The organism is Paenibacillus sp. FSL R7-0210 (assembly GCF_038009085.1).
In the GTDB taxonomy this organism is placed as follows: domain Bacteria; phylum Bacillota; class Bacilli; order Paenibacillales; family Paenibacillaceae; genus Paenibacillus_AQ; species Paenibacillus_AQ silagei.
The window spans coordinates 2506870-2528702 of sequence record NZ_JBBPAR010000001.1 but is presented as its reverse complement, the minus strand read 5'-3'; the positions used below and the strand labels follow the sequence as shown (position 1 = coordinate 2528702).

Genomic DNA, 21833 nt, shown 5'->3' with positions numbered 1-21833 from the left:
TTCTTATGTTGACTGACAAAGGGAAAATATCTGTTACCCAGCTGGCCTTCCTTGTTTTCCCCTCGATTCTTGCCACCGCTATCCTGTCTGTCCCCGGGATCACCATGCATTATGCAGGACATGATATGTGGTTATCGCCCATCCTGGGCTCGCTGATTGGAGTAACGGTTATAGGGATCTCGCTTGGACTGAACCGGCTTTATCCCGGCAAGACCATTATGCAGTCCAGTCTGCTGATCGCCGGGTGGCTGCCGGGCAAGGTGATCGGGCTGGGTTTTCTGCTCTTTCTGCCCCATTTGAACGGCCTGATTATTTTGGAATACGGCGAGTTCATTGTGAATAATGCACTTCCCAAGACGCCGCTGCTTGTCATTATGGGGACGATGGTTGCGGTCTGCGCGATTAATGTAAGGCAGGGCATAGAGGTGGTCAGCCGGACCGCCCAGGTGTTCGTTACGCTCCTGGTGGTGATGCTCTGCCTGATCTTTGTGCTCCTGACCGGAGAACTCCGGCCTGCCGAGCTGCTTCCGTTCATGGAGAACGGATTCGTTCCTATCGTCAAAGGCGCGGTGGCTCCGGCGGCATGGTTCAGTGAATATTCTGTGCTGGCCTTTCTGCTGCCCTACATCAACAGCAAGAAACATCTGGGCCGGACGATGCTCGTTTCGCTTGTCGTAACGACACTGGCGATGACGGTGACCAATCTGTTCTGTCTGCTGCTGATGGGTGATTTGACGGACAGCTTTGCTTTTCCGGTGATGATTGCTGCACGTTACATTACGATTGCCGATTTCTTGCAGCATATTGAGGCGCTCATTATTGCGATCTGGATCTTCGGGATCTTTGTCAAAATCTCTGTCTTTCTCTACATCTTCGCCACCTCAGCCGCTGAATGGTTCGGGCTGGACGATTATAAACCGCTGGTGATTCCGCTCGCCTTCGTAAGCATGTTGTTCTCTTACTGGGTAGTTACGGGCGCTGCGGGCGCGGCTGCGCTTATCAGTGCTTCGGCTAACATATATACAATGATGTTCCTGGTGGGGCTTCCCGCCGCAATCTATGGACTGGCTCTGCTGAAGAAGGGGCTGAAGCTTCTGAGCAAGGGATGATGATAAGGAGGGAGGGCAATGCGGGGCAGCAGAGTCATGATTATGCTGCTGCTGAGCAGTATACTGCTCAGCGGATGCTGGGACCGGACGGAGATCAATGACCTGGCCATCGTGCTCGCCACCGGCGTGGATTATAAAGACGGCCAGGCACAATTGACGGCCCAGATCTTCATTCCGCGTAAAGGAAGCGGCGGCTCGGAGAGCGGCGGGGCAGGCGAAAGCGCAAGCGGAGTCACCATGACCCGCACTGCTGAAGGAGTGAACATTGCGGAAGCCTTGAACCGGCTGCAGCGGAAGGTCGCCCGCCATATGTTCTGGGGCCAATGTGAGGTGATTGTGATCAGTGAAGAGGCGGGGAAGCAGGGGCTGCGTGAATTCGTCGATTTCTTCCTCCGTTATCCGCAGTTCCGCGAACATGCGTATATCTTCTCCAGCAAGGATTCCGCCAAGGATATTCTTGCCCTGCTGGACCCGCTGGAGCGCAGCTCCTCCGAATCTCTCCGGGAAATGGCGAATATGAACCTGGGCACGCGTGTGACTCTGCTGGAATTATCCCAATCCATTCAGGGAGCCAGCGGTTCGGCCATCCTAACCCGTATCCTGATTGCTCCCCCGGAACCAAACGATGGACCGAATGCGACGACCCCCTCACTCAAGGGGTTAAGCCTGTATAAGCACGGCCGTTATTCCCTCACTGTAAAAGAACCGGTAAGCCTCGGAGTATTGCTCATGATTAATGAGCTTAATAATATTATCATGCCGGTTACTCTGGAAGGGGAGAAGGGGGCCTTCTCGATCCTGTCCAAACAAATCACCACCATGCTGAAGCCAAGCATCGTTAATGGGGAATGGATGATGAAGGTCCGGATTGTGGCGAGTGGAGAGGTCGTTCTGAATACAACTGATGCCAATCTGACTGATCCGTCGAAGGTGATAGCGCTGAAGAAGGCTTGGGAGAAGCGGCTTAAGGAGGCTGCCGATCAGGCACTCCATATGTCCCAAAAGGAGCAGAAGACCGACTTTTACAGATTCGCCGATTCCTTCCGCAAACATTACCCGCAAGAGTGGAAGGCAAAGAAGGAACAGTGGGAGACTATGTACCCCGAGCTGCAGGTGGAGGTCTCCGTCAAGACGAGTATTACTGGTAACGGAAGATCAACCGGGCCCCAAGGCATACCAGAGCAATCGGCCAACTGACGGAAGGTACGCCTGAATTCCAGCAACCATAGAAGGATGGGGGAAGCATGAAAATAGCAATAATCCTATCAATTCTGCTGCTGTCCTGCGGGATCATTATTTTTGAATTCCGGGGCAGTAAGGACAAGAAAGCCAGAAAGGTGATTGCAGGCATTACGTTTGCTGCGGCGGGTCTTACCATTCTTCTGTTATTTCAACCAGGCTTGCCGGGTCCCACCGAGCTGGTGAAGCTGTTGTTCGGCAGAATCGATCTGATTATGAAATGAAGCTTAAGGCAGTCCCTCCGGGGGCTGTCTTTTAAGTTATTACCAAATTCATTTAAGCGATTACATTTTCATATCTCCCGGGGTAGCTATAATAAAGAACAAGAGAGCTCCTTAATACAGCCGGAGGGATGGGAGAAATGAAAGCGGTTTTAAACAATCAGCAAGATCAAATCGGACTCACGCGAAGACACACCTTTTGGCTCAGGATCAGGAGAGATGCCCTACTCTACATCCTTTTGCTGCTGCCACTCCTGTACATTGCCATTTTTAAATATGCACCGATTTACGGCTTGATTATGGCCTTTCAGGACTACAATATTTTTCAGGGGACGAGTGGAAGCGAATGGGTGGGACTGGATGTGTTCCGGTTTATTTTTCAGCAGGACAGCTTCTACCGTGCCCTCAAAAATACGCTGGTCCTGAATGTGCTGGATCTGGTGGCGGGCTTCCCGGCCCCGATTATCCTGGCGATTCTGCTTAACGAAGTCCGCATGGCAAGGTTCAAGAAATTAACGCAGACGATTCTCTATCTGCCTCACTTCATGTCCTGGGTAATTATCGGCGGGATTGTCTATCTGATGTTCTCCAACAGCGGAATGGTCAATCTTTTCCTGGATAGCCTGGGACTGTCGAAAATTGAATTTCTGTCGCAGAAGACCCCTTGGCTGGTCACCTATATTACTGTGGGGGTATGGCAGAATATCGGATGGGGGACGATTATTTATCTCGCGGCGATTACCGGTATCAACAAGGAGCTGTATGAAGCGTCCGATATGGACGGCTGCAGCAGACTCCGCAAAATGTGGCATATTACACTGCCGGGCATTAAATCTACGATTAACATTCTGCTGATTCTTCAGATTGGCCGAATGGTATCGATCGGGTTCGACCGCCCGTTTGTAATGGGGAATTCACTGGTCAGCGAATATTCCGATGTCATCAGCACCTTCGTGTACAGAGTGGGTATCAGCTCGGGAGACTTCTCCCAGGCAACGGCCGTCGGGCTATTCCAGTCTGTGGTAGGTCTGACCCTGCTGATCGGTGCCAACTATATTGCGAAGAAATTGGGTGAGGATGGGATATGGTGAGAGCGGCAAGTACGATACGAGCAGGGCGGATTGGCCGGAAAACAAGTGTGGCAGATATTGCGATTATAGTCTTTATAGTGGCTTTGTCGTTCACCTGCATTGTCCCGTTTTTATATATGATAGCGCTATCATTCAGCTCCAACGAAGCGATTATCTCGCAAAAGGTTAGCTTATGGCCGGTAGACTTCACTGTAGAGACGTATAAGACGATTCTTAGCGATGCCGATATGCTGTATACGCTGGGCTATAGTATTGTCCTGACCATTTTTTACACGGTGGTGTGTATGTTCCTGACGATCTGTGCGGCGTACCCGTTAACGAAAAAGCGGCTGTGGGGGAGAAACTTCCTGTTGTCCGCTCTGGTCTTCACGATGTATTTCAGCGGCGGTCTGATTCCTTCCTATATCCTGATCAAGAACCTGGGGATGATGGATACGATATGGAGTCTGGTGCTGCCGGGCGCGATGAGTGTATTTAATCTGATTATCCTGAAAACCTTCTTCAGCTCCCTTCCCGAGAGTCTGGAGGAATCGGCGTCCATTGACGGGTGCTCGGATCTGGGAATTCTTCTCCGGATTGTCCTGCCCCTCTCGCTGCCTTCGATTGCCACCTTAAGTCTCTTCTATGCCGTAGACCGGTGGAACGGATTCCAGGATGCGTTATTTTATATTACCAAAAAAGAGCTCTATCCCATGCAGCTCAAGCTGTACCAGATCATCTCAGCCAACCAGCAGCTGGACAGCCAGCAGGGCGGCGAGGGCAGTGTCGGCTCGTTCATCGTGCCAGAGTCGCTGAAAGCCGCAAGCGTCATGTTCACCACCATTCCGATTCTGCTGATCTACCCCAAGCTGCAGAAGTATTTCGTCGACGGTGTAATGACGGGCGCGATAAAGGGCTGAGGCGGGTATACTCTGCGGAAGGGGGGAGGCCAGACTGGCGGAAGTTGAAGCTGCCTGGGCAAGAAAGCTATAATCTGGATTACTATCATGATAAGAGATGAAAGGGTGGTATACCGTGAAGACAGGCATCAAGAAAATATCGGCCGTTCTGTGCAGCACCGTGCTGCTGGCCGGCGTTGCAGCGGGCTGCGGCGGCAATGATAAAGAGAGCAAAGAGACAGCCGCGCCGGAGTCGTCTAATGCAGCAAAGTCTCCTTCTGATCCTCCTGCAAAGCTTACGGTGGAGGTGTTCGACAGAGGGGTTCAGGGCCAGCCGGATCTGAATAATAATTTCTGGACGAAATATGTGAATGAGCATTTCGGCAAGCCGAATAACGCCATTGTGGAATATGTACCGGTTCCCCGGTCCCAGGAGGTTGATAAGCTGAATGTATTAATGGCTGCGGGCCAGGCTCCGGACATCTCGTTCACCTATGACGGGACACTGGTGACCCGCTTTGCCAAAAGTGACGGCCTCTACACGCTCGACGAGCTGCTGGAGAGCCACGGCCAGCAATTAAAGGCTTATCTCGGGGAGAACGTTCTCGCTTACGGCAAATATAACGACAAGCAGGTATCCATCCCGGGCAAGCGCACCCTGCTGGCCTGGAACGGGATGTTCATCCGTAAGGATTGGCTCGACAAGCTCGGGATGCCGCTTCCGACCAATAGAGATGAGTTATACAATACGCTGGTGGCCTTCCGCGACAAGAACCCGGGCAATGTGAACGGCGTCATTCCCTGGGCAACGGCGGCAGCCGGCATGAACTACACCTTCGGCAACCTCGTTCAATCCTTCTGGGGCCAGATGTCAGAGGAGGAATTCGTCACCACGCCGAACTGGCTGAAGCCGGGCAACAAAGATGCCTACAAATGGCTGAATAAGCTGTATAATGAGAAGCTGATCAGCCCCGATTTTGCCCTGGACAAAACCACCAAGCAAGCGGATGCCGATGTCACCAACGGCAAGGTCGGCTTCTATGCCGCCAACTGGGATTATCCGATGACCCAGAAAATCCGTGAACCACTGAAGCAAAACTCGCCGGATGCCCACTATGTTCCGGTGGATACCTTCAAAAATGCCGAAGGCAAATACCTCAAAGAGGTATATAATGAGAACGGAATCTTCTCCTTCATTCCTAAAAGCAGCAAAAACGCGGAGCTGGCGGTCAAATATCTGAACTGGATGGCGGACCCGGAGGTGATGTTCTTCCTGCAGTTCGGTGAAGAAGGCGTTCACCATACGCTGAAAGACGGCATTCCGCAAGGGATATCACAGACCGGCGAGAAAATGCAGATGAGTAATTTGAACATGGATTATACGATGATTGTTAACGGCGCTGAGCTGGGTGACACCGAAAAGAACGTCAAAACCTATGCCGCAGCCCTGGCCTCCGGGGATAAGCAATATGAGGAACTCGCTATGGAATCGTACAAAATTAACACAACAGACGGCTATTCATCCTTCTATTACGGGGTACCGAACGAATCCAACATCAAATACGGCAAGACGCTGGGCGATATGAACAAGCAGATGATTGACCGGTTGATCGTGGCCAAGGAGTCCGAATTCGACGCCTTGTACGATAAGCTGGTCAAAGAATACATGGATGCCGGCGGTAAAGCGGTTCAGGAAGAGAATGTGAAGAACTACAGGGAAGTCACAGCGAATAAGAAGTAACACCTGAAATACGGATAAACCACCGGCTGTTCATTGGCCTGGTTTATCCGCATTTCCTTTGTGTAACCACATCAGAAGAATCCACAGTCTCAGGAGGATATCCATGTACAAGGTCATTATTGTAGATGATGAGTCGTGGGCGATTAGAGGGATCAGCAATGCCTTTGACTGGGAGCAGTATGGCTTTGAAATCTCGGGACAGTTCACAAGTGCATATCAGGCGTGGGAAGCCATCGCCTTGCAGGAGCCGGATCTGGTGGTCACAGATATCCGGATGCCGGAGATTTCCGGGCTCGATCTGATGAAGCGGGCCAAAGCGCAGGGCATAGACTCGGAATTCGTCATTATAAGCGGGTATGCGGAATTTGAATACGCCCAGGAAGCGCTGCGCTACGGGGCCTTGGATTACTTCCTGAAGCCGCTGGATGTGGATATGACCGATACGTTCCTGGCGAAGCTCGCCCTGCACTTCTCCCGGCGAAGTGCGGCGCGCAATCATCTTCTATTGGATGCGCTTACCTCGGCAGATGAAGATGAGATCAGGCGCTGCCTTCCTGCCGGCATGAGTGCAGGCTGCTGCCGGGTGCTTGCTGTCCATTATGAGGCAGACCGGCCGAAGCTCGGCGAATTGCTGAAGCTGGACGGACAGCCGGTTCATGTGCTGGAGGTAGAGAACGGAGCAAGCACCCTGCTGGCGGTTCTGATCACAGAGCAGGAGAGTGAGCTGGAAGGAATCACGGATGAATGGCCTGCGGCCGCAGGCAGTCCAGGGCTTCCTGTGGTGGGGATCAGCAGCATCGGCAGCGGGCTTAAGCAGATCAGCAAGCTGATCAAGGAAGCAGAGCTGGCGGCCTCCCGGGTATTCGTGGATGATGCTTCCGGCGCATTTCACTATTATAATCCCAAGCTGCCTCTGGTGAAGCCCTGTATAGATGAGCTGCACTCTATAGTTCATGGTAATCAATATGACAGCATCGAGACTTACATCCTGGGCTTGCAGGAATACTTCAGGCTTCATGAGCTGGGAATGATTGAGGTGGTCTACTTATGGAATCAGGCCGTCGGACTTCTGACTAGCGCTTATTCGGAAGAACTCAGAGACATGGAGCTGGAGTTCCTGAATTATGCCGAGCTGAAGGAGCGGTTCGAGGATCTGGAGTCGCTGTGCAGCTTCCTGCATGACGTTCTTACCGTGCTCCGGCAAGGGAATAGCCGTGCTTTGCAGGAAGGGGATATTCTCTCCTGCTTCAACCGGATGGTCGCCTATATCGACCGGAATTATGAGCAGAAGCTGTATTTGAAGGAGCTGTCGGTCCAATTTTTCATCAATCAGGTGTATTGCTGTCAATTGTTCAAGAAGAATCTGGGCAAAACCTTCTCTGAATACGTGGCTGAGCTGAGGATCAGGAAAGCCCGCGGGCTTTTGCAGCAGACAGACTTGTCTATTGAGAGCATTGCCATCCAGTCCGGGTATGTAGATTACTATTATTTCAATAAGGTGTTCAAGAAGCATTGCGGGATGACGCCCGCCAAATTCAGAAAAAGGGAAAGTGAACGGAGCCGCAGGCCATGAAGACCGGCAAGGTGAAATTGAAGCATCAGCTATGGCTGTTCATCGTGTGCTCCATCCTGATCTTCATGGTCATGGAGTTCTACTTCTTCTACAGCTTCTCGAACCTGACACAGAAGCGGGCGGTCACCTACAGCAACAAGATGATTGAGCAGACCCGCCGCAAGATTGATTCGGTGTTCAATGATATCCGGATCAGCACCGGCTTTGCGGTCAACAGCAAGCTGATTCAGGAATTCACCATCGCCGATGATGATTACAAAAGGGCGTTCGACAGCGCTCCCTATGCCCTGGATCTGATGGAATATATGCGGTCCTTCAATTCGTATGTGAACGGCATCATGATCAATGACCTCCAGGGAAGACGCCTCTCCAGCGAGGATTCTGCAAGCGGCGATATTTTTTATATTAACCTGTATGAGACCTTTATCCGCCCGTACAAGAACGATCCTGCGCTTCGGCAGAAGGGGAAGTTCACCGCCATTCTGAAGGATGACCGGACAGGGACAGATCAGTTCTTCTATATTGCTCCCATTGTGGAGTCGATCGGGGGCGTCCATTTCTCACAGATTACGGGTTACTGCATGGTGATGGTCAATATGGACAAAATGCAGGGACTGGTCGCGAATACGGAATTAACGCACAACTCCACCTTGTATATTCTGAATAACCGGGACGAGGTGGTTGCCTCCACCAATTCCTATGCGCGGGGCAATGTGATCAAAGATGTGCTGTCTATGGACAAGAACCAATTGCTTAACGGGGTAAAAGCAACGATCGGCGGCAAGGAGGTTCTCGTTCAGGTTAAGGGGCTGGAGCAGGCTGACGGGTGGCGTGTGGTCAGTATGATCCCGGTGCAGGAACTGACGGCCGACATGATTCCCATGCGGAAGGTTAGCATTATGGTCGGCCTTGGTATTATTGTGAGTATGATTATTACAGGCAGCTTCTTCTTACACAATCTGATGCGTCCCCTGATGGGACTGGTCATGGATATGAAGAAGGTGGCAGGGCGGGACAGAGGCTTCCGGATCAAAGTCCGGTTCACCAACGAGGTGGGCCTGCTGGCCCAGGATATTAACCGGATGATGGACGAGATGGACGAAATGACGCGGGAGATGTTCAATACCCAGGCCAGACTATACGAATCCGAGCTGAGCCAGAAGCAGGCGGAGTTCTCTGCCCTGCAGAGCCAGATTAATCCCCACTTCCTGTATAATACGCTGAATTGTATCAGCAGCATCGGACTGGAGTATGGGAGCCGGGAGATTGCGCAAATTACGTACTGCATGTCCAAGATCTTCCGCTATAGCATCAAGAAGGATGATCTTGTGCAGATCCGTGAAGAGGTAGACTGCATACAAGCTTACATGAAGATCATCCTGATCCGCTACGAGAATAAATTCTCCTTGTCGCTCGATGTGGAGGAGAGCTTGCTGGAGCTGCAGACCCCTAAGATGATCCTCCAGCCCATCGTGGAGAATTCAGTCTATCACGGGCTGGAACGGATGGATCAGGGTGGAAGCCTTCAGATTAGCGGGAGCCTGGATGCGCGCGGAGATGTGTGCTTCTGTATTACGGATACCGGCAGGGGAATGGAGCCGGAGGAACTGGCCGCCCTTCAGGCCAAGCTTGGCCTGGAGCATAAGGAGCTTGCCCTGACCGGGCAATCGGCGCAGGGCATCGGGCTGCTGAATATTCATAACCGGCTCCGCCATCTGTTCGGAGAAGGCTACGGACTTACCGTTGACAGCCGATTGGGCTATGGGACAACCGTGAACGTGAAAATCCCGAAGCTGCCGGGAGGAGTTAATAGTATATGAGTTTGGACAGGGTACCTCCGTTTAGCGGGAGGTGCCCTGTTTGGCTGCATGGGGGAGGGCAGGCTTCAGGATGAGCTGCGTTTATCCAATTATTTGTTAGCCAAGTATCCAATTGTTTGGTTACTGACCTGGCTCGTTGACGCACTGAAATTATTTTCTACTAAAACGGTTACAAAAACAATTTAAGATAGTCCATTTTTTTAAGCGGCCCTGGAGGGTATTATGAGTACGCTAGCCGGAGTCATCATTCGAACGAGAAGGAGATGAAAAAATGAAAGCGGTTAATTTTGCCCGGAAAGAACAGAAGTGGTCCAGAACAAGCGTCAAAGCTCTGCTGCTCAGCCTCGCGGTCCTGCTCATGCTACCTCAGTGGGGAGGGAGAGCTGCGGCGGAAGAGTCGGGGACGTCTCTACCAGAGCCGGTAGTGGCTGCACAAGGAGGAACGAATGTGACGAATTTCTACAATGTCATCATGCAGACCGGGGCCGATCCCTGGGTATACAAGCACACGGACGGCTATTATTACAACACCTTTGTTAATGCCAGTGGAGTGATGGTCCGCAGGTCGAAGACGATTACCGGTATTGAAGCAGGCGAGCGGAGTCTGGCTTGGTCGCCAGTTAAGGGAACCATGTACAGCTCCAACGTGTGGGCGCCGGAGATGCATTATCTCAAAGACACGGACGGCCAGTACAAATGGTATATCTACGTTGCAGCCGATAACGGAACCAACGCTAACCACCGTATGTATGTGATGGAGAATGCCAGTGCCGATCCGATGACCGGAAGCTGGACCTTCAAAGGCAAGATTACCGATGCCACGGACCGCTGGGCGATTGACGGCACTGTGCTGACGATCGGTGACCAGCACTACTTCATCTGGTCCGGCTGGGAGGACACCGATGGCAGCTTTCAGAACCTGTACATCGCCAGAATGAGCAATCCGTGGACGATCAGCTCGCAGCGAGTGCTCCTGTCCACGCCGGAGTATGACTGGGAGACCTCACCCGGCCGGATCAATGAAGGCCCGCAGATTACGATCAAGGGGAACAAGATCAATCTGGTCTACTCCGCCAATGGGAGCTGGACAGACAGCTATAGTCTCGGCTTGATCACCGCCAGCACCAGCGCTGATCTGATGAATCCCGCTTCCTGGACCAAGCGTAATCAGCCGATCTTCTCCAGCGCGAACGGTGTCTATGGCCCGGGCCATCACAGTATCGTGACCTCACCGGACGGGACCGAGGACTGGATCATCTACCACTCCGCCCGCTGGCCGGGCTCAGGCTGGACCCGCAATGTCCGCGCGCAGAAGTTCTCCTGGAACGCAGATAACACGCCGAACCTGGGAGAACCCGTTAATCCGAACAGTCCGATAGCAATCCCATCAGGCGAGCCAGCCCGGATTCGTTATCAAGCTGAAGAAGCTCTGCTTGTAAAAGATCCGGCTGGCACTTCATCCCCAGCAGTCCGGCGCGAAAGCTCCGCCTCCGGCGGGATGAAGATCACCAATCTGGCTAACGCTTACGACTACGCCCAGTTCAACGTTAACGTGCCGGAAGCGGGCTTCTATGTGATGTCCGTGCGCAACAGCAACGGCTCTGCGAATGCGGGGGATGCCTCCCATATCCTGTCGGTCAACGGCGGGCCCGGAGCGACGATGAATATTGTCTATTCCGGCGCGAACCGCTGGGGAGCCTCCACGGCGAAAATCTATCTTCAGCAGGGAGACAACGTTCTCCGCTTCACCAAGGGGAATAATCTGGCCGACATCGATAGCCTGGATCTATCCCGGCTGAATACAACGGAGCTGCTGTTCGGGACTCCCGGATATACGCTTGGTCTTAACGAGATCCGCAGTCTGCCCCTTTATACAGTAACAGGAACTACCTATGCTGCTATCACGGCAGGCGTGATCCTGACCTCGTCCGATACGAATGTAGCCGTGATTCAAGCAGGGAATCAGGTGAAAGCCGCCGGAGCAGGAAGTGCAACCATTACCGCCACCTATAACGGCAAAACTGCTGCCGTTGCAGTTAACGTCAAGGCTGAACCGAAAACAGTACAGTCCTTGACGCTCACCGGGCCTGAGCCTGTGCTGATCAGCGGCCAGATCAGCTCACCGTTGCGGGCAACAGCATATTACAACAATTATGAAGTTCAGGATGTAACAGGAAGTGCGCAATATACCAGCAGCAATCCAGGCGTGGCAGTCATCGACCCGGCCACCCATACGGTAAATTCCGTTCAACCGGGCACGGCGCTAATTACTGCCTCCTATGGTGGCAAGCAAACCACTCACCGTATAACGGTCATTGCCGCGTCAAATGCCGTTCAGGTCACTTCAACAGTGAAGACACCTTCAGGCGTGGTTCCCGTGCTTCCGGGCGTTGTAAATGCCGTCTACCACAACCAGACGGTTCAGGCCCAGGTGACCGGCAGCGAGACGGCAGGACTGGACTTCAGCACCATTGGCACGGTTCAGATTCCTGTGACGCTCAAGATCAGCGGCCAGGAGTTCTCCTCCACTATCTCTGTAGAGGTTGTACCTGGTTATGGTCTGGATGAGATCGTAAGTCAGCTGCGCAGCAAGCTGGCAAATAACTCTTATCCGCTTGGAAACGGGGCAGGCAATTATAGTGCAGCCAAGTATGCGGACTTCGTTGCCGCTGTGGATCAAGCGGAGACGCTGGCCGGCAATGCGGAGCTGACGGAGGCGCAGTTCAATGCAGAACTGAATGCGCTGGCTAATGCGGAAGCCGCCCTGCTGAATTCGCTGAATACCACGCAGAACGGCATAACTTATAAGGCGTACCGGGATTTCTCCGGCGATACAGCAGGCAAATATCCTTACGGCATTACTGCGCAGGATTTGACGAATGGCGCTACGGCTGTAGTCCAGGAAGAAGCCGGCAACAAATTTCTGCGGCTGACCACGACCGCGGTATCAGGCAAAGCCAACCTGTTCCTGCCTTATCTTGGGGAGGTTAGTGCTGCGGGGAATCAGCGCATTGTCATAGAGTATCGCGTCCGGTTAAACAGCAGCTTCCAGTATGCCAACGGCGCCATGGTAAGAAATGATAGCGGTACAAGCAACTATTCGATGGTTACAGCGTTCGATTCCGGTAAAATCCTTGTGCAAAATGGCGGTTCCAACAAGGTCAAGGTGAGAGACTTCTCGCTGGGCACATGGTACGCCATCAAAATGGTCGCGAACTGGGATGCCAAGACGTACAGCGTGTATATCAACAATGAATCTGTTCCGGCCGCTACGGATTTCGCCTTCCGCCACACTGGCGGCAGCACTCTGACTGGACAACTGTTCGGTGTTGACGGCTACGCGAATGCGTCCATCGACTTCGACGATTTCAAGGTTAGGGTTACCGGAGATTAACCAGCGGAGGGATAGTCAACATGTCAAGTCAGGTCTATGAAAAGTTCACGCCGTTACACAACGCCAAGCTCGTTCTGGGGTATCTGACCTCTATGGTGGATGAGCAGGAAGACAATCTGCCCTACTGGCTGATACTGCCGCATAAGAAGCCTGCCGAGGCTGCCCATTGCCGGGTGGACGATGCGGAGCTGGTCGGCTCTTGGTATGAGGCCATCGATGCGGTGCGCAAAATGCTGAAGACGGAGGAAGGCGCTGCGGTGCAGCAATCCTTTTACCGTCATCTCATGAAGTCCTGGGGAGAGCACGGCCTGCGCTTTCATGAGCCTTATCCGTGGACGCATACGAATCATAGTTCTTTTCATGAAATGGGCTATATTCTTCCTGCGCTGAACCGCATGCTGGAGAATGATCCCGGGGATCAGGAGGCGGAGAGCAGAGCAGCCGGGCTGGTCAGGGGAATGCGCTCTCTGGTGATCGTGCGGAAGGTTCGAACGTTCTGGTCGGGGGATTATGAGGAGCAGGAGCCCCTGTACGAATTCCCCAATGATGTGTACCTGAAGGACGGCGGCTTCGAGCTGTCCAGGCATACCGGGCGTGGGGAGCAGGCGATCCGCAATGCCATTGTCCTGCATTCTCTGGTGCGCAGATATGAAATTGCCGGAGATGAGGCCGCGCTTGATCTGGCAACGGGCATTGCTAACCATCTGCTCGGACCTTCGCGCTATTTCAATTACAGGATGGAATTCTTCGGCCATGTCCATTCCGCAGGCTGGGTGGCCTCCGGGCTGGTACGTCTGGGCCGGGTAACAGGCAAGGAGCGGTATATTACCGCAGGTAAAGGAATCTATGATTATATCCGCAGCCTGTCCTCCTCCTTCGGCTGGGTGCCGGAATATGCCCAGTGGCATCCGCCGCATGAGGAGCATTGCGAGACCTGCTGCATCAAGGATATGATCGAATGTGCGAATGAGCTGATTCTGGCCGGGTATGAGGAATATTGGGAGGATATGACCTTGTTTGCGCGGAACCAGCTGGTGGAGAATCAGCTTAAGGTATCTTCCTACGTGGTCACAGACAACACCCGGGCTGACGAAGCAGGTATAACCTACAGGGAGATTGATAAAAGAATGATCGGGGGCTTCACCGGAGGCTCGCTCGTCAATTCCATGTCATTATCCAAGTTCCGCTCGATTGCGGGCTGTTGTGTCGGCATGGCTCCGGTGGCCCTGGAGATCGTATGGAACCGGGCGGTGGAATTCCATGACGGAACGGTAATCGTCAATATGCCGGTGGATAAGGAGACGAAGGAGGCTGCCGTCACCATGAGCTATCCCGACCGGGGCTATATGTCCATTACAGCCAAGCAGCCATGCGATGTTGCGGTACGGGTCTATGACTGGATGGGTCAGAACCCCAGCCTGAAGATTAACGGAGCCTTCTGCACACCTGAGAGGGAAGGGAATCTGCTTGTTATCCGCAATGTTGGAGCAGGCGACACTCTGGAACTGGAGCATCCAATGGAAACGCTGACTGTGAAGGAGACGGTGCGCGGTGAGGAATACAAGGTATACTGGAGAGGCTGTGATGTCGTGGATATCTCTCCCCGGGGAGAGCATTTGAGACTATATCAGCGGGATCTGCGCATCCCGAAAGTGTATCCCACGCCGGAAGATGTTCACTTCACCGGAGCGGCGAATTACGGGCCTACCCAGCAGGCGCAGGGGAGTAAGTGATTTTAGCACTGGAGCATTCATAAGCCGCAATTGAAAAACCGCACCGCGCAGACATTGCTTGCGGGGTGCGGTTTTTTGGCGTTTTAGACAGAATATGGACTTCGGCGCCGGGTAGATATTTCTCTGTTGCCGGTGAAAATTGAAACTGTAAGGCTCACTTATTATTGGTCTTCCTGACCAAGTCCACGCCATCGTAAGCCAGACTTTCCACACTTGCCGCCTTCTGCCGGAGGTAATGATCCAAAAAGGTCTTCGTATAGTCTGTAACCAGATTTCGCATCTCCATCGCATCCCGTTCGCCTCTAAGGTCCTCATTAATACCAGTAAACACGATGTCACAATAATCTAAATGCGCAACCCGGTCAACAGAGAAATAATAGGTTTCTCTGCTATTGTTAGCGCCAATGATCGCATTCATGTTGTAGTTGGGTTCACGATACAGCAGCAGGAAGGGCGTATTAAGATCGCTATCGAGGAGACCGAATGCACCGCTATCCAAGCCAATCCCGCAGGTAAACCGGTCGTCGTCCCGGCAGACCATCGCCGTCGTAAGCCCACCATAAGAATGTCCGACGATGCCCATGCCGGTGTCAACAAGCAGTCTGCCTTTAAAGATAGAATCCAGCTCTCCAGTGTCCAGCTTGTACAGAACATCGGCTACAAAACGCACATCTTCTGCCTGTAACTCACTAAACTCTGTTAACTTGGCAAGTACCGGGAGTGCAAGCACGCTACGGCACATCTGAACGGCAGCTTCATCGTCAGGCCGCATCTCCATCTTACCAGCCAGCGCCAGCATCTCCGGATCTTCAGACAACGCTATGATAGCATCGGAGAAGTCCTTGGATACATTAAACAGACGCCCGTCTGTACGCTTGTACATCGTGCTATTCGGATGGCCGATGCTTACCACAACATATCCCATACTGGCCAAGTCTGTACAGAGCACTGTGCCCCATTCCGGAGAGCCGCCCCCGCCGCAAACATAGAATAACACCGGATAGCGCTGCTCCTTCGCGGAGAGAGCAAGTTCTTCGTAACACCGGGTCTTGAACTCTATGGAGAAAAAATCGCTTGTAACATACCCCGTGACGAGCGGCTGATCCTTTAACAACCCGTAGACTTCAGGAAACATGTATGCTGATGTAGCTTTACCTTCGCTGCTGTCAGACGGATAGAATACGAACGCTGTCAGTTCTCTTGTGGAATGGTCCGAAGCCGTGTACTCCAGATCCATCTGAGTCCGGCCAACCGTATAGCTGCCAACAGGTGCTGGAAAAACCTCGTAAGTTCTCATATGCTTGTTCATACACTTCTACTCCTTTGCTTTTTTAATATCGCTAACCAGCTCGGAATATTTATGATCTTCAAGCAGACCATGACCCATAAAGTCAGCAAAGTATTTGCTAAGCTTATGCTGCATCTGAGAATCCTTAATCCCGAATTCCCTATAAAACATGACTAAATTAAACTGCATAGATTCAAACATAAATGAAATCAGGTCATCGTCAATATCAGGCCGGAGATATCCGTCCACCCTCAGCCGCCGTATAATATCCTTGATCAAGGGGAAGGACTCGCCCTTTAGCACGTTCAGATATACTTTCAGCAGTATGTCCTCGGGAATGTGTAAAAAAGTCTCAGTAAGCTTGACCTCCAGCTCATTCAGCGGCTCGGCCACCGTACCATTCACGTTACCAAATAAGCCGGTAAGGAAAGACCGGAACAGGGAATCTTCAGTACTGTTATTAAAATACGCAGCTCTTTTCCGGGTCACATTACGGATTAAGTGACAATACAGGTCATCTTTGTCTTCAAAATAACGGTAGAAGGTTCCGGGGTGCATGGACAAGCTATCCAGAACCATCTTCATCGATATATCCTCGTAAAGATGATCCACAAAAAGCTGCATAGCCCTGTTCGATATTTCCTCGCGCCTGGCTTCATCCAATCGAAAGAACGTATTTTTTGGCATCGCTTCCTCCTTTAATACGTGGTGTGAATCCATTCACACTATATCGATAATCAATTCACATGTCAAATATCCGAGCCGGAATAATGGCACAAAAAAACCACACCCCGCAAGCATCTCTTGCGAATTGTGGTTTCTAAGCGTTAGAGCAGAATACGAACTTCGCCGCTGGACAGATATTCCTCGTCGCCATTCGGATACCGGACCTTCAGGCGGCAGTCGTTGTCGATATCAACGGCGGTTGCCGCTTGCTCTTTATGCTCCTTAACAACCATGACCGTCTCACCCAGCGACATCATGCGCTGCCGGTATTCGGGCAGAAACAGCCGTTCCTTAAGCTGCTCATAATAGCCCATGAAGCGGTTCAGCACTTCGGCTGTAAGCCGGTTGCGCAGATCGCCTGGAGGCTTGTCCTCCTTGTATACAGAGGTTGCAATCTCAGAGAGTGCGGCGGGGAAGCCCGCCGCAGGCAGCGCCACATTGATCCCGATCCCGAGTACGGCATAATCCAGCCACTCATTCTCCAGGGACAGGGAAGCCTCGGTGAGGATTCCGCATACCTTTTTACCGTTCATGAATACATCATTCACCCATTTGATCTGCGTGCTGAGGCCGGACACACTCTCGATCGCCAGAGCCACCGCAACGGCAGCAGAGGTAGTCAGAAGTGTAGCATCTGCCGCCGACAGCCGGGGTCGCAGCAGAATGCTCATATAGATGCCCGTCCCCGCAGGGGAAAAGAAAGGCCGGCCTTTCCGACCCCGACCGGCAGTCTGCTCCTCCGAGAGGATGACTTTGCCTTCCGCTTCACCGCCGGAAGCCAGCGCCTTCACCAGCTCGTTCGTGGAAGCCACGCTCTTGAAAACTTCAAGCCGCAGCGTTTGCCCCCTGGCATCCAGGTATTTGGCGACTGCTGCGGCGGACAGAATGTCCGTCTGGGGGGACAGGGAGTATCCCTTATTGGTGACGGCCTGAATGGAATAGCCGTCACTCTGCAGCGCTTTGATGGCCTTCCACACTGCGCTGCGCGTCACGGATAACCGCCCGGCGATGTCCTCGCCGGAGAAGTATTCACCCTTATTGCTATCCAGTAAAGCCAGGATATGTTCTTTAACTGTCATGCCTATAACCCTCCACAAGTCTAACGTTCCGATCTCATCTCTTTAAATATATTAACATGCTTAGGATCATTAGAAAAATCAGGTATACTCACATCTTAATTGTGAACCTATTAAAAATTAATGGTTTACAATGAAGGCGTCCTCCACTATAATTCAGCTTGTTGGCTGGACTCCCTGACCGGAAGGCCGCCCAATTCCTGTATCTTATCTTGTGGAGGTTATTGAATTGAGAATCAAAGAGTTGGTCTATGCGGCCTTATTCGCCGCGCTTATCGCGGTGCTGGGCTTGGTTCCGCCCGTATCGCTAGGCATTATTCCTGTACCTGTCACTGCCCAGACGCTTGGCGTCATGCTGGCCGGCTGTTTCCTGGGCTGGCGGACAGGTGCACTCAGCCTGATCATTTTTCTTATCCTTATCGCTTTAGGCTTACCGGTATTACCAGGCGGACGCGGCGGGCTGGCCATACTCGTTGGACCGACAGCAGGCTATCTGTTCAGCTGGCCGCTGGCCGCCGGGCTGATCGGCTGGTTCGCTGAAGCGGTCTGGCCGAAGCTCCGGGCCTGGAAGCTGTTCGCCGTTAATCTGATCTTTGGCGTTCTGCTGGTGAATCTGATCGGGGCTTCTGCCATGGCCTGGATCACGAACACTCCGCTCTGGACCGGACTTGCCGGGTCTGCGGCTTTTCTGCCCGGAGATCTGATCAAGGCTCTGCTGGCCGCTGTCATCACCATGCAGCTCCGGGTGTTCAGTCCGGTTGAGGAGAAGAGGGGGGCGTGAGATTCCGGTGAATCTGGCAGAACACATTCTGGAACGTGCCGCACTCGTCCCTCACCGTATTGCAATTTCAGATGGACACGAAGAACGTACCTATAAGCAGCTCACGAAGCGGGTTCAGCAGGTTGCCAGCGGTCTGCGGCAGGGCGGACACACGAATCAGACCGTTGCGCTTCTATCCGGTAACCGCATGGAATTCGCCGAATTTGTCCTGGGTGCTATCTATGCAGGCTGCACTCCCGTACTGCTGGACCCGAAATGGTCTCTAGCAGAGCTGGAGCAGGTCATCCGGCAATGCGCTCCCGGGCTGATTGTCAGTGAAGCATGCTTCGCAGCTGATCTGACTGGTCGTTACAGCGGAATTCCCCAGCTATATTTCGGCAGGGAACAGGTCTCCGGCAGCTATGAGGATTGGGTAGCAGGCTTCGGGCCGGAGGCTGAAGCCGCAGATAGCCCTGAACTGTTGTTCATCGGATATACCTCTGGCACCACAGGTATCCCGAAGGGGTATATGCGGACCCATCAGTCGTGGTTCAGCAGCTTGGAGGCTACAGAGAAGGCGTTCAGCCTGAACCGGATGCAGCATGTGCTTGCGCCCGGGCCGTTCGTGCATTCGCTGTCGCTGTTCGCCCTGCTGCAATCCCTGTACAGCAGAGCCACGTTCCATCTCCTTCCGGAATTCGATGCAGAGCGCGTACTCACCCTGTGCTGCCGCGTACCGGATATGATTCTGTTCGTTGTGCCCGCTATGACCGAGGCGTTATTGCGCCAAGCGGAGTCAAGCAACGCCGAGGTGTCCATCCAGGCCTTGATTAGCTCCGGCGGCAAATGGCCTGTGTCTTCTATACCTAAGTGCCGCGAGAGGTTCAACGGGGTTAGGCTCTATGAGTATTACGGCTCCTCTGAAGCCAGCTACATCAGCTATCTGGAGCTTACCGGAGCGGAGCCGCAGGACTCTCTGGGCCAGCCGTTCAGCGGTGTAGAGCTGTTGATCTGCGATGAACAGTTCCGCGAGGTTCCTCAAGGCACGGTGGGGGAGCTATACATCCGCAGCGATATGATCTTCTCCGGATATCATCTCCTGCCGGAAGAGACGGCGCGGGTATTCCGGGACGGCTGGCTGCGCACAGGGGATTACGTATATCAGGACCGGCAGATGCATCTGCGCCTGGCCGGACGCGCGGGCAGTATGATCAAGAGCGGGGGGCTCAAGGTGTTCCCGGAAGAAGTGGAAGCAGTACTGCTTCGCCATCCGGATATCCGGGAGGCGATGGTGTTCGGCATACCGGATGAACGCTGGGGGGAGCAGGTAACGTTACTGATACAGTGGCAGGGCCAGGAACGGCTTACGCTCGATGAGATCAGGAAGTATTGCCGCCCCTATCTGGCCAGCTACAAGCTGCCTAAGAAGTTGTTTAACGTAGAGGGATTCAGCTACACCGGTTCCGGCAAAATCGCCCGCCAGCTCATGAAGAGCCGCGTGGTAGAGGGGTTGACATGAAGAAGGCCGTGCAGGAAGAAGTTTCGCCCATGCTCGTTTTTGACCGAGTCGATTTCGCTTACCGGAGAGGGCAACCGGTGCTCCGTCAGCTCAGCTTTGACATTCGCCAAGGCGAATTCGTTGCCATCATCGGCGCGAATGGCAGCGGTAAATCCACCATCGCCAAGCTAATGAACGGATTGCTGCTGCCAAGAGCCGGAGAGGTGAGGCTGGGAGGGCTGATTACCTCGAACCGCCAGAATCTCGTAAGCATCCGTGAGCGGGCTGGACTGGTCTTCCAGAATCCTGACGATCAGTTCATTACGGCTTCCGTGCTGGATGAGGTGGTCTTCGGGCTGGAGAATCTGCGTGTCCCGGGAACCGCAATGCTCAGCCGGGCAACCCGTGCACTGCAAGCCGTTCACATGGAAGACTATATGGACGCCGCTCCGCATCAGCTGTCGGGCGGGCAGAAGCAGCGGGTTGCCGTAGCGGCGGTTCTGGCAATGGAGCCGTCCATCCTCATCCTGGATGAAGCCACCTCCATGCTTGATCCGCAGGGCAGGCAGGACCTTCTTCAGGTGATGCACACGCTTCACCGGCAAGGGCAGACGATCATCCACATTACCCATCATATGGATGAGATACTGCCTTCTGACCGTGTGCTGCTGCTTAGCCGGGGAGAGCTGGCTTTTGACGGGACGCCCTCCGGCTTGTTCAGCAGTGTAAGCATGACGGAGCATCAGCTTGCACCTCCTTTTGCCGTAAGATTATTTCAGGCGCTCGGGCTGGACGCTCCGCTGCAAGCAGAATGGAAGGAGACGATCAGAACCTTATGGTCTACGCATTGCAGGATGTAAGTGTGAAGATGAACGGGCGGGACATTCTTAAGTCGGTAAGCTGCACGCTTCAGGAGGGCAAATGGATTTCGGTTATCGGTAAGTCAGGGGCCGGCAAATCCACCCTCGCTAAAGTATTCAAGGGTCTGCTGCCGATCTCTAATGGCGAATATACGTACCGTCAGCAGCCGTTGCCAAGGGATCCGCAAGGCAGGCTGAAGGCTGTTCCGCACATCGGCTATGTCTTTCAGTATCCGGAGCAGCAGCTATTTGCGGCAACGGTGTATCAGGAGCTGGCTTTTGCGCTTACCATGAAGGGCGAATCCCGGGCGAACGTGGAGCAAGCGATCCGGCAGGTTATGGAGCAGTTGGGCTTACCCGCAGCGCTGCTTCAGCAGCATCCCTTACAGCTAAGTGGCGGACTTAAGCGGCTGGTGGCTATCGCTTCTGTGCTGATCGCCGGGCCGGCGCTGCTTATTCTGGATGAACCTACCGCTGGGCTTGATCCCGGGAACAAGAACGACTTGCTCAGGCGGCTAAAAAGCTGGCAGGAGGAGCACGAGCGGACTGTGCTATTCCTGTCCCATCAGCTGGAGGATGTTGCCGAATACTCGGATGAGGTGATAATTATGGGGCAGGGCCGCTTGTTAGGACATTGGGAGGCAAACGAACTGTTCCTGAAGCAGGCAGATTGCATGGAGCAAGCGGGTCTGCCTGCACCGGAACCGATTCAGCTCTTGAGAATCATTGAGGAAGTATCTGGAGCGAAGCCACGGCCTGCAAGCTGCAGGGAAGCGGAGATTTTTCGAATGGTGAATGCTATCTGGCAGGCAAGAGGTCTCTGAGC

General features: G+C 53.2%; 17 protein-coding genes. 14 read left to right on the top strand and 3 right to left on the bottom strand.

Annotation, left to right across the window (positions count from 1 at the left end; translation table 11 throughout):
* Positions 1 to 5: 5 nt before the first annotated feature.
* From MKY64_RS11015 to MKY64_RS10970, 10 genes are all read left to right on the top strand, one after another.
* Complete coding sequence (locus tag MKY64_RS11015) at positions 6 to 1109, top strand: GerAB/ArcD/ProY family transporter (protein ID WP_340952927.1); 1104 nt, start codon at positions 6 to 8, stop codon at positions 1107 to 1109.
* Positions 1110 to 1127: 18 nt separating this feature from the next.
* The gene (locus MKY64_RS11010) at positions 1128 to 2306 is read left to right on the top strand and encodes a Ger(x)C family spore germination protein (protein WP_340952924.1); all 1179 of its coding nucleotides are present in this window, start codon (positions 1128 to 1130) and stop codon (positions 2304 to 2306) included.
* 47 nt (positions 2307 to 2353) lie between these two features.
* Entirely contained in the window at positions 2354 to 2572 is a 219-nt protein-coding gene (locus MKY64_RS11005) for a hypothetical protein (RefSeq protein ID WP_340952922.1), read from the top strand.
* Between the two features lie 137 nt (positions 2573 to 2709).
* Positions 2710 to 3660 carry an ABC transporter permease gene (locus MKY64_RS11000; RefSeq protein ID WP_081751225.1) on the top strand — a complete coding sequence of 317 codons (951 nt, stop codon included), beginning with the start codon at positions 2710 to 2712 and terminating at the stop codon, positions 3658 to 3660.
* Positions 3654 to 4559, top strand: coding sequence for a carbohydrate ABC transporter permease (locus tag MKY64_RS10995; RefSeq protein WP_209870812.1), 906 nt, complete (start codon positions 3654 to 3656; stop codon positions 4557 to 4559). The genes MKY64_RS11000 and MKY64_RS10995 overlap by 7 nt, the downstream gene beginning before the upstream one ends.
* A gap of 115 nt (positions 4560 to 4674) precedes the next feature.
* Positions 4675 to 6279, top strand: a complete 1605-nt coding sequence (locus MKY64_RS10990) for an extracellular solute-binding protein (RefSeq protein WP_155991530.1) — start codon at positions 4675 to 4677, stop codon at positions 6277 to 6279.
* Between the two features lie 103 nt (positions 6280 to 6382).
* Positions 6383 to 7852, top strand: a complete 1470-nt coding sequence (locus MKY64_RS10985) for a response regulator (RefSeq protein WP_340952919.1) — start codon at positions 6383 to 6385, stop codon at positions 7850 to 7852.
* Positions 7849 to 9672: a sensor histidine kinase gene (locus MKY64_RS10980; protein ID WP_340952917.1), complete on the top strand. Its 1824-nt coding sequence runs from the start codon at positions 7849 to 7851 to the stop codon at positions 9670 to 9672. The genes MKY64_RS10985 and MKY64_RS10980 overlap by 4 nt, the downstream gene beginning before the upstream one ends.
* Before the next feature lie 271 nt (positions 9673 to 9943).
* A complete protein-coding gene (locus tag MKY64_RS10975) occupies positions 9944 to 13066 on the top strand; it encodes a family 43 glycosylhydrolase (protein ID WP_340952915.1) in 3123 nt (1040 codons plus the stop codon).
* A 20-nt stretch (positions 13067 to 13086) separates the two neighbouring features.
* Positions 13087 to 14799 (top strand): hypothetical protein, encoded by a 1713-nt coding sequence (locus MKY64_RS10970; RefSeq protein ID WP_340952913.1) that lies wholly within the window; start codon positions 13087 to 13089, stop codon positions 14797 to 14799.
* A 154-nt stretch (positions 14800 to 14953) separates the two neighbouring features.
* Here the strand turns inward: MKY64_RS10970 and MKY64_RS10965 are convergent, their stop codons facing one another.
* The 3 genes from MKY64_RS10965 to MKY64_RS10955 form a co-directional block, all read right to left on the bottom strand.
* Positions 14954 to 16096 carry an alpha/beta hydrolase gene (locus tag MKY64_RS10965; protein ID WP_340958061.1) on the bottom strand — a complete coding sequence of 381 codons (1143 nt, stop codon included), beginning with the start codon at positions 16094 to 16096 and terminating at the stop codon, positions 14954 to 14956.
* Positions 16097 to 16114: 18 nt separating this feature from the next.
* Positions 16115 to 16774, bottom strand: a complete 660-nt coding sequence (locus tag MKY64_RS10960; RefSeq protein WP_340952911.1) for a TetR/AcrR family transcriptional regulator — start codon at positions 16772 to 16774, stop codon at positions 16115 to 16117.
* A gap of 140 nt (positions 16775 to 16914) precedes the next feature.
* Positions 16915 to 17892 carry a biotin--[acetyl-CoA-carboxylase] ligase gene (locus MKY64_RS10955; protein ID WP_340952910.1) on the bottom strand — a complete coding sequence of 326 codons (978 nt, stop codon included), beginning with the start codon at positions 17890 to 17892 and terminating at the stop codon, positions 16915 to 16917.
* A 226-nt stretch (positions 17893 to 18118) separates the two neighbouring features.
* Between MKY64_RS10955 and MKY64_RS10950 the strand changes: the two genes are divergently transcribed.
* The 4 genes from MKY64_RS10950 to MKY64_RS10935 are packed head-to-tail and all read left to right on the top strand — an operon-like array spanning position 18119 to position 21831.
* Positions 18119 to 18670 (top strand): biotin transporter BioY, encoded by a 552-nt coding sequence (locus MKY64_RS10950; RefSeq protein ID WP_340952907.1) that lies wholly within the window; start codon positions 18119 to 18121, stop codon positions 18668 to 18670.
* Positions 18671 to 18677: 7 nt separating this feature from the next.
* A complete protein-coding gene (locus MKY64_RS10945; RefSeq protein ID WP_340952905.1) occupies positions 18678 to 20168 on the top strand; it encodes a class I adenylate-forming enzyme family protein in 1491 nt (496 codons plus the stop codon).
* Positions 20165 to 21007: an energy-coupling factor transporter ATPase gene (locus MKY64_RS10940; protein WP_340952902.1), complete on the top strand. Its 843-nt coding sequence runs from the start codon at positions 20165 to 20167 to the stop codon at positions 21005 to 21007. The genes MKY64_RS10945 and MKY64_RS10940 overlap by 4 nt, the downstream gene beginning before the upstream one ends.
* Positions 20983 to 21831: an ATP-binding cassette domain-containing protein gene (locus MKY64_RS10935; protein WP_340952900.1), complete on the top strand. Its 849-nt coding sequence runs from the start codon at positions 20983 to 20985 to the stop codon at positions 21829 to 21831. The genes MKY64_RS10940 and MKY64_RS10935 overlap by 25 nt, the downstream gene beginning before the upstream one ends.
* Positions 21832 to 21833 lie beyond the last annotated feature (2 nt).

Excerpts from the sequence above, each read along its gene's own strand:
- MKY64_RS11015 (WP_340952927.1), top strand. The coding sequence starts at position 6 with ATGTTGACTGACAAAGGGAAAATATCTGTTACCCAGCTGGCCTTCCTT.
- MKY64_RS11010 (WP_340952924.1), top strand. The coding sequence starts at position 1,128 with ATGCGGGGCAGCAGAGTCATGATTATGCTGCTGCTGAGCAGTATACTG.
- MKY64_RS11005 (WP_340952922.1), top strand. The coding sequence starts at position 2,354 with ATGAAAATAGCAATAATCCTATCAATTCTGCTGCTGTCCTGCGGGATC.
- MKY64_RS11000 (WP_081751225.1), top strand. The coding sequence starts at position 2,710 with ATGAAAGCGGTTTTAAACAATCAGCAAGATCAAATCGGACTCACGCGA.
- MKY64_RS10995 (WP_209870812.1), top strand. The coding sequence starts at position 3,654 with ATGGTGAGAGCGGCAAGTACGATACGAGCAGGGCGGATTGGCCGGAAA.
- MKY64_RS10985 (WP_340952919.1), top strand. The coding sequence starts at position 6,383 with ATGTACAAGGTCATTATTGTAGATGATGAGTCGTGGGCGATTAGAGGG.
- MKY64_RS10980 (WP_340952917.1), top strand. The coding sequence starts at position 7,849 with ATGAAGACCGGCAAGGTGAAATTGAAGCATCAGCTATGGCTGTTCATC.
- MKY64_RS10975 (WP_340952915.1), top strand. The coding sequence starts at position 9,944 with ATGAAAGCGGTTAATTTTGCCCGGAAAGAACAGAAGTGGTCCAGAACA.
- MKY64_RS10970 (WP_340952913.1), top strand. The coding sequence starts at position 13,087 with ATGTCAAGTCAGGTCTATGAAAAGTTCACGCCGTTACACAACGCCAAG.
- MKY64_RS10965 (WP_340958061.1), bottom strand. The coding sequence starts at position 16,096 with ATGAGAACTTACGAGGTTTTTCCAGCACCTGTTGGCAGCTATACGGTT.
- MKY64_RS10960 (WP_340952911.1), bottom strand. The coding sequence starts at position 16,774 with ATGCCAAAAAATACGTTCTTTCGATTGGATGAAGCCAGGCGCGAGGAA.
- MKY64_RS10955 (WP_340952910.1), bottom strand. The coding sequence starts at position 17,892 with ATGACAGTTAAAGAACATATCCTGGCTTTACTGGATAGCAATAAGGGT.
- MKY64_RS10940 (WP_340952902.1), top strand. The coding sequence starts at position 20,165 with ATGAAGAAGGCCGTGCAGGAAGAAGTTTCGCCCATGCTCGTTTTTGAC.
- MKY64_RS10935 (WP_340952900.1), top strand. The coding sequence starts at position 20,983 with ATGGTCTACGCATTGCAGGATGTAAGTGTGAAGATGAACGGGCGGGAC.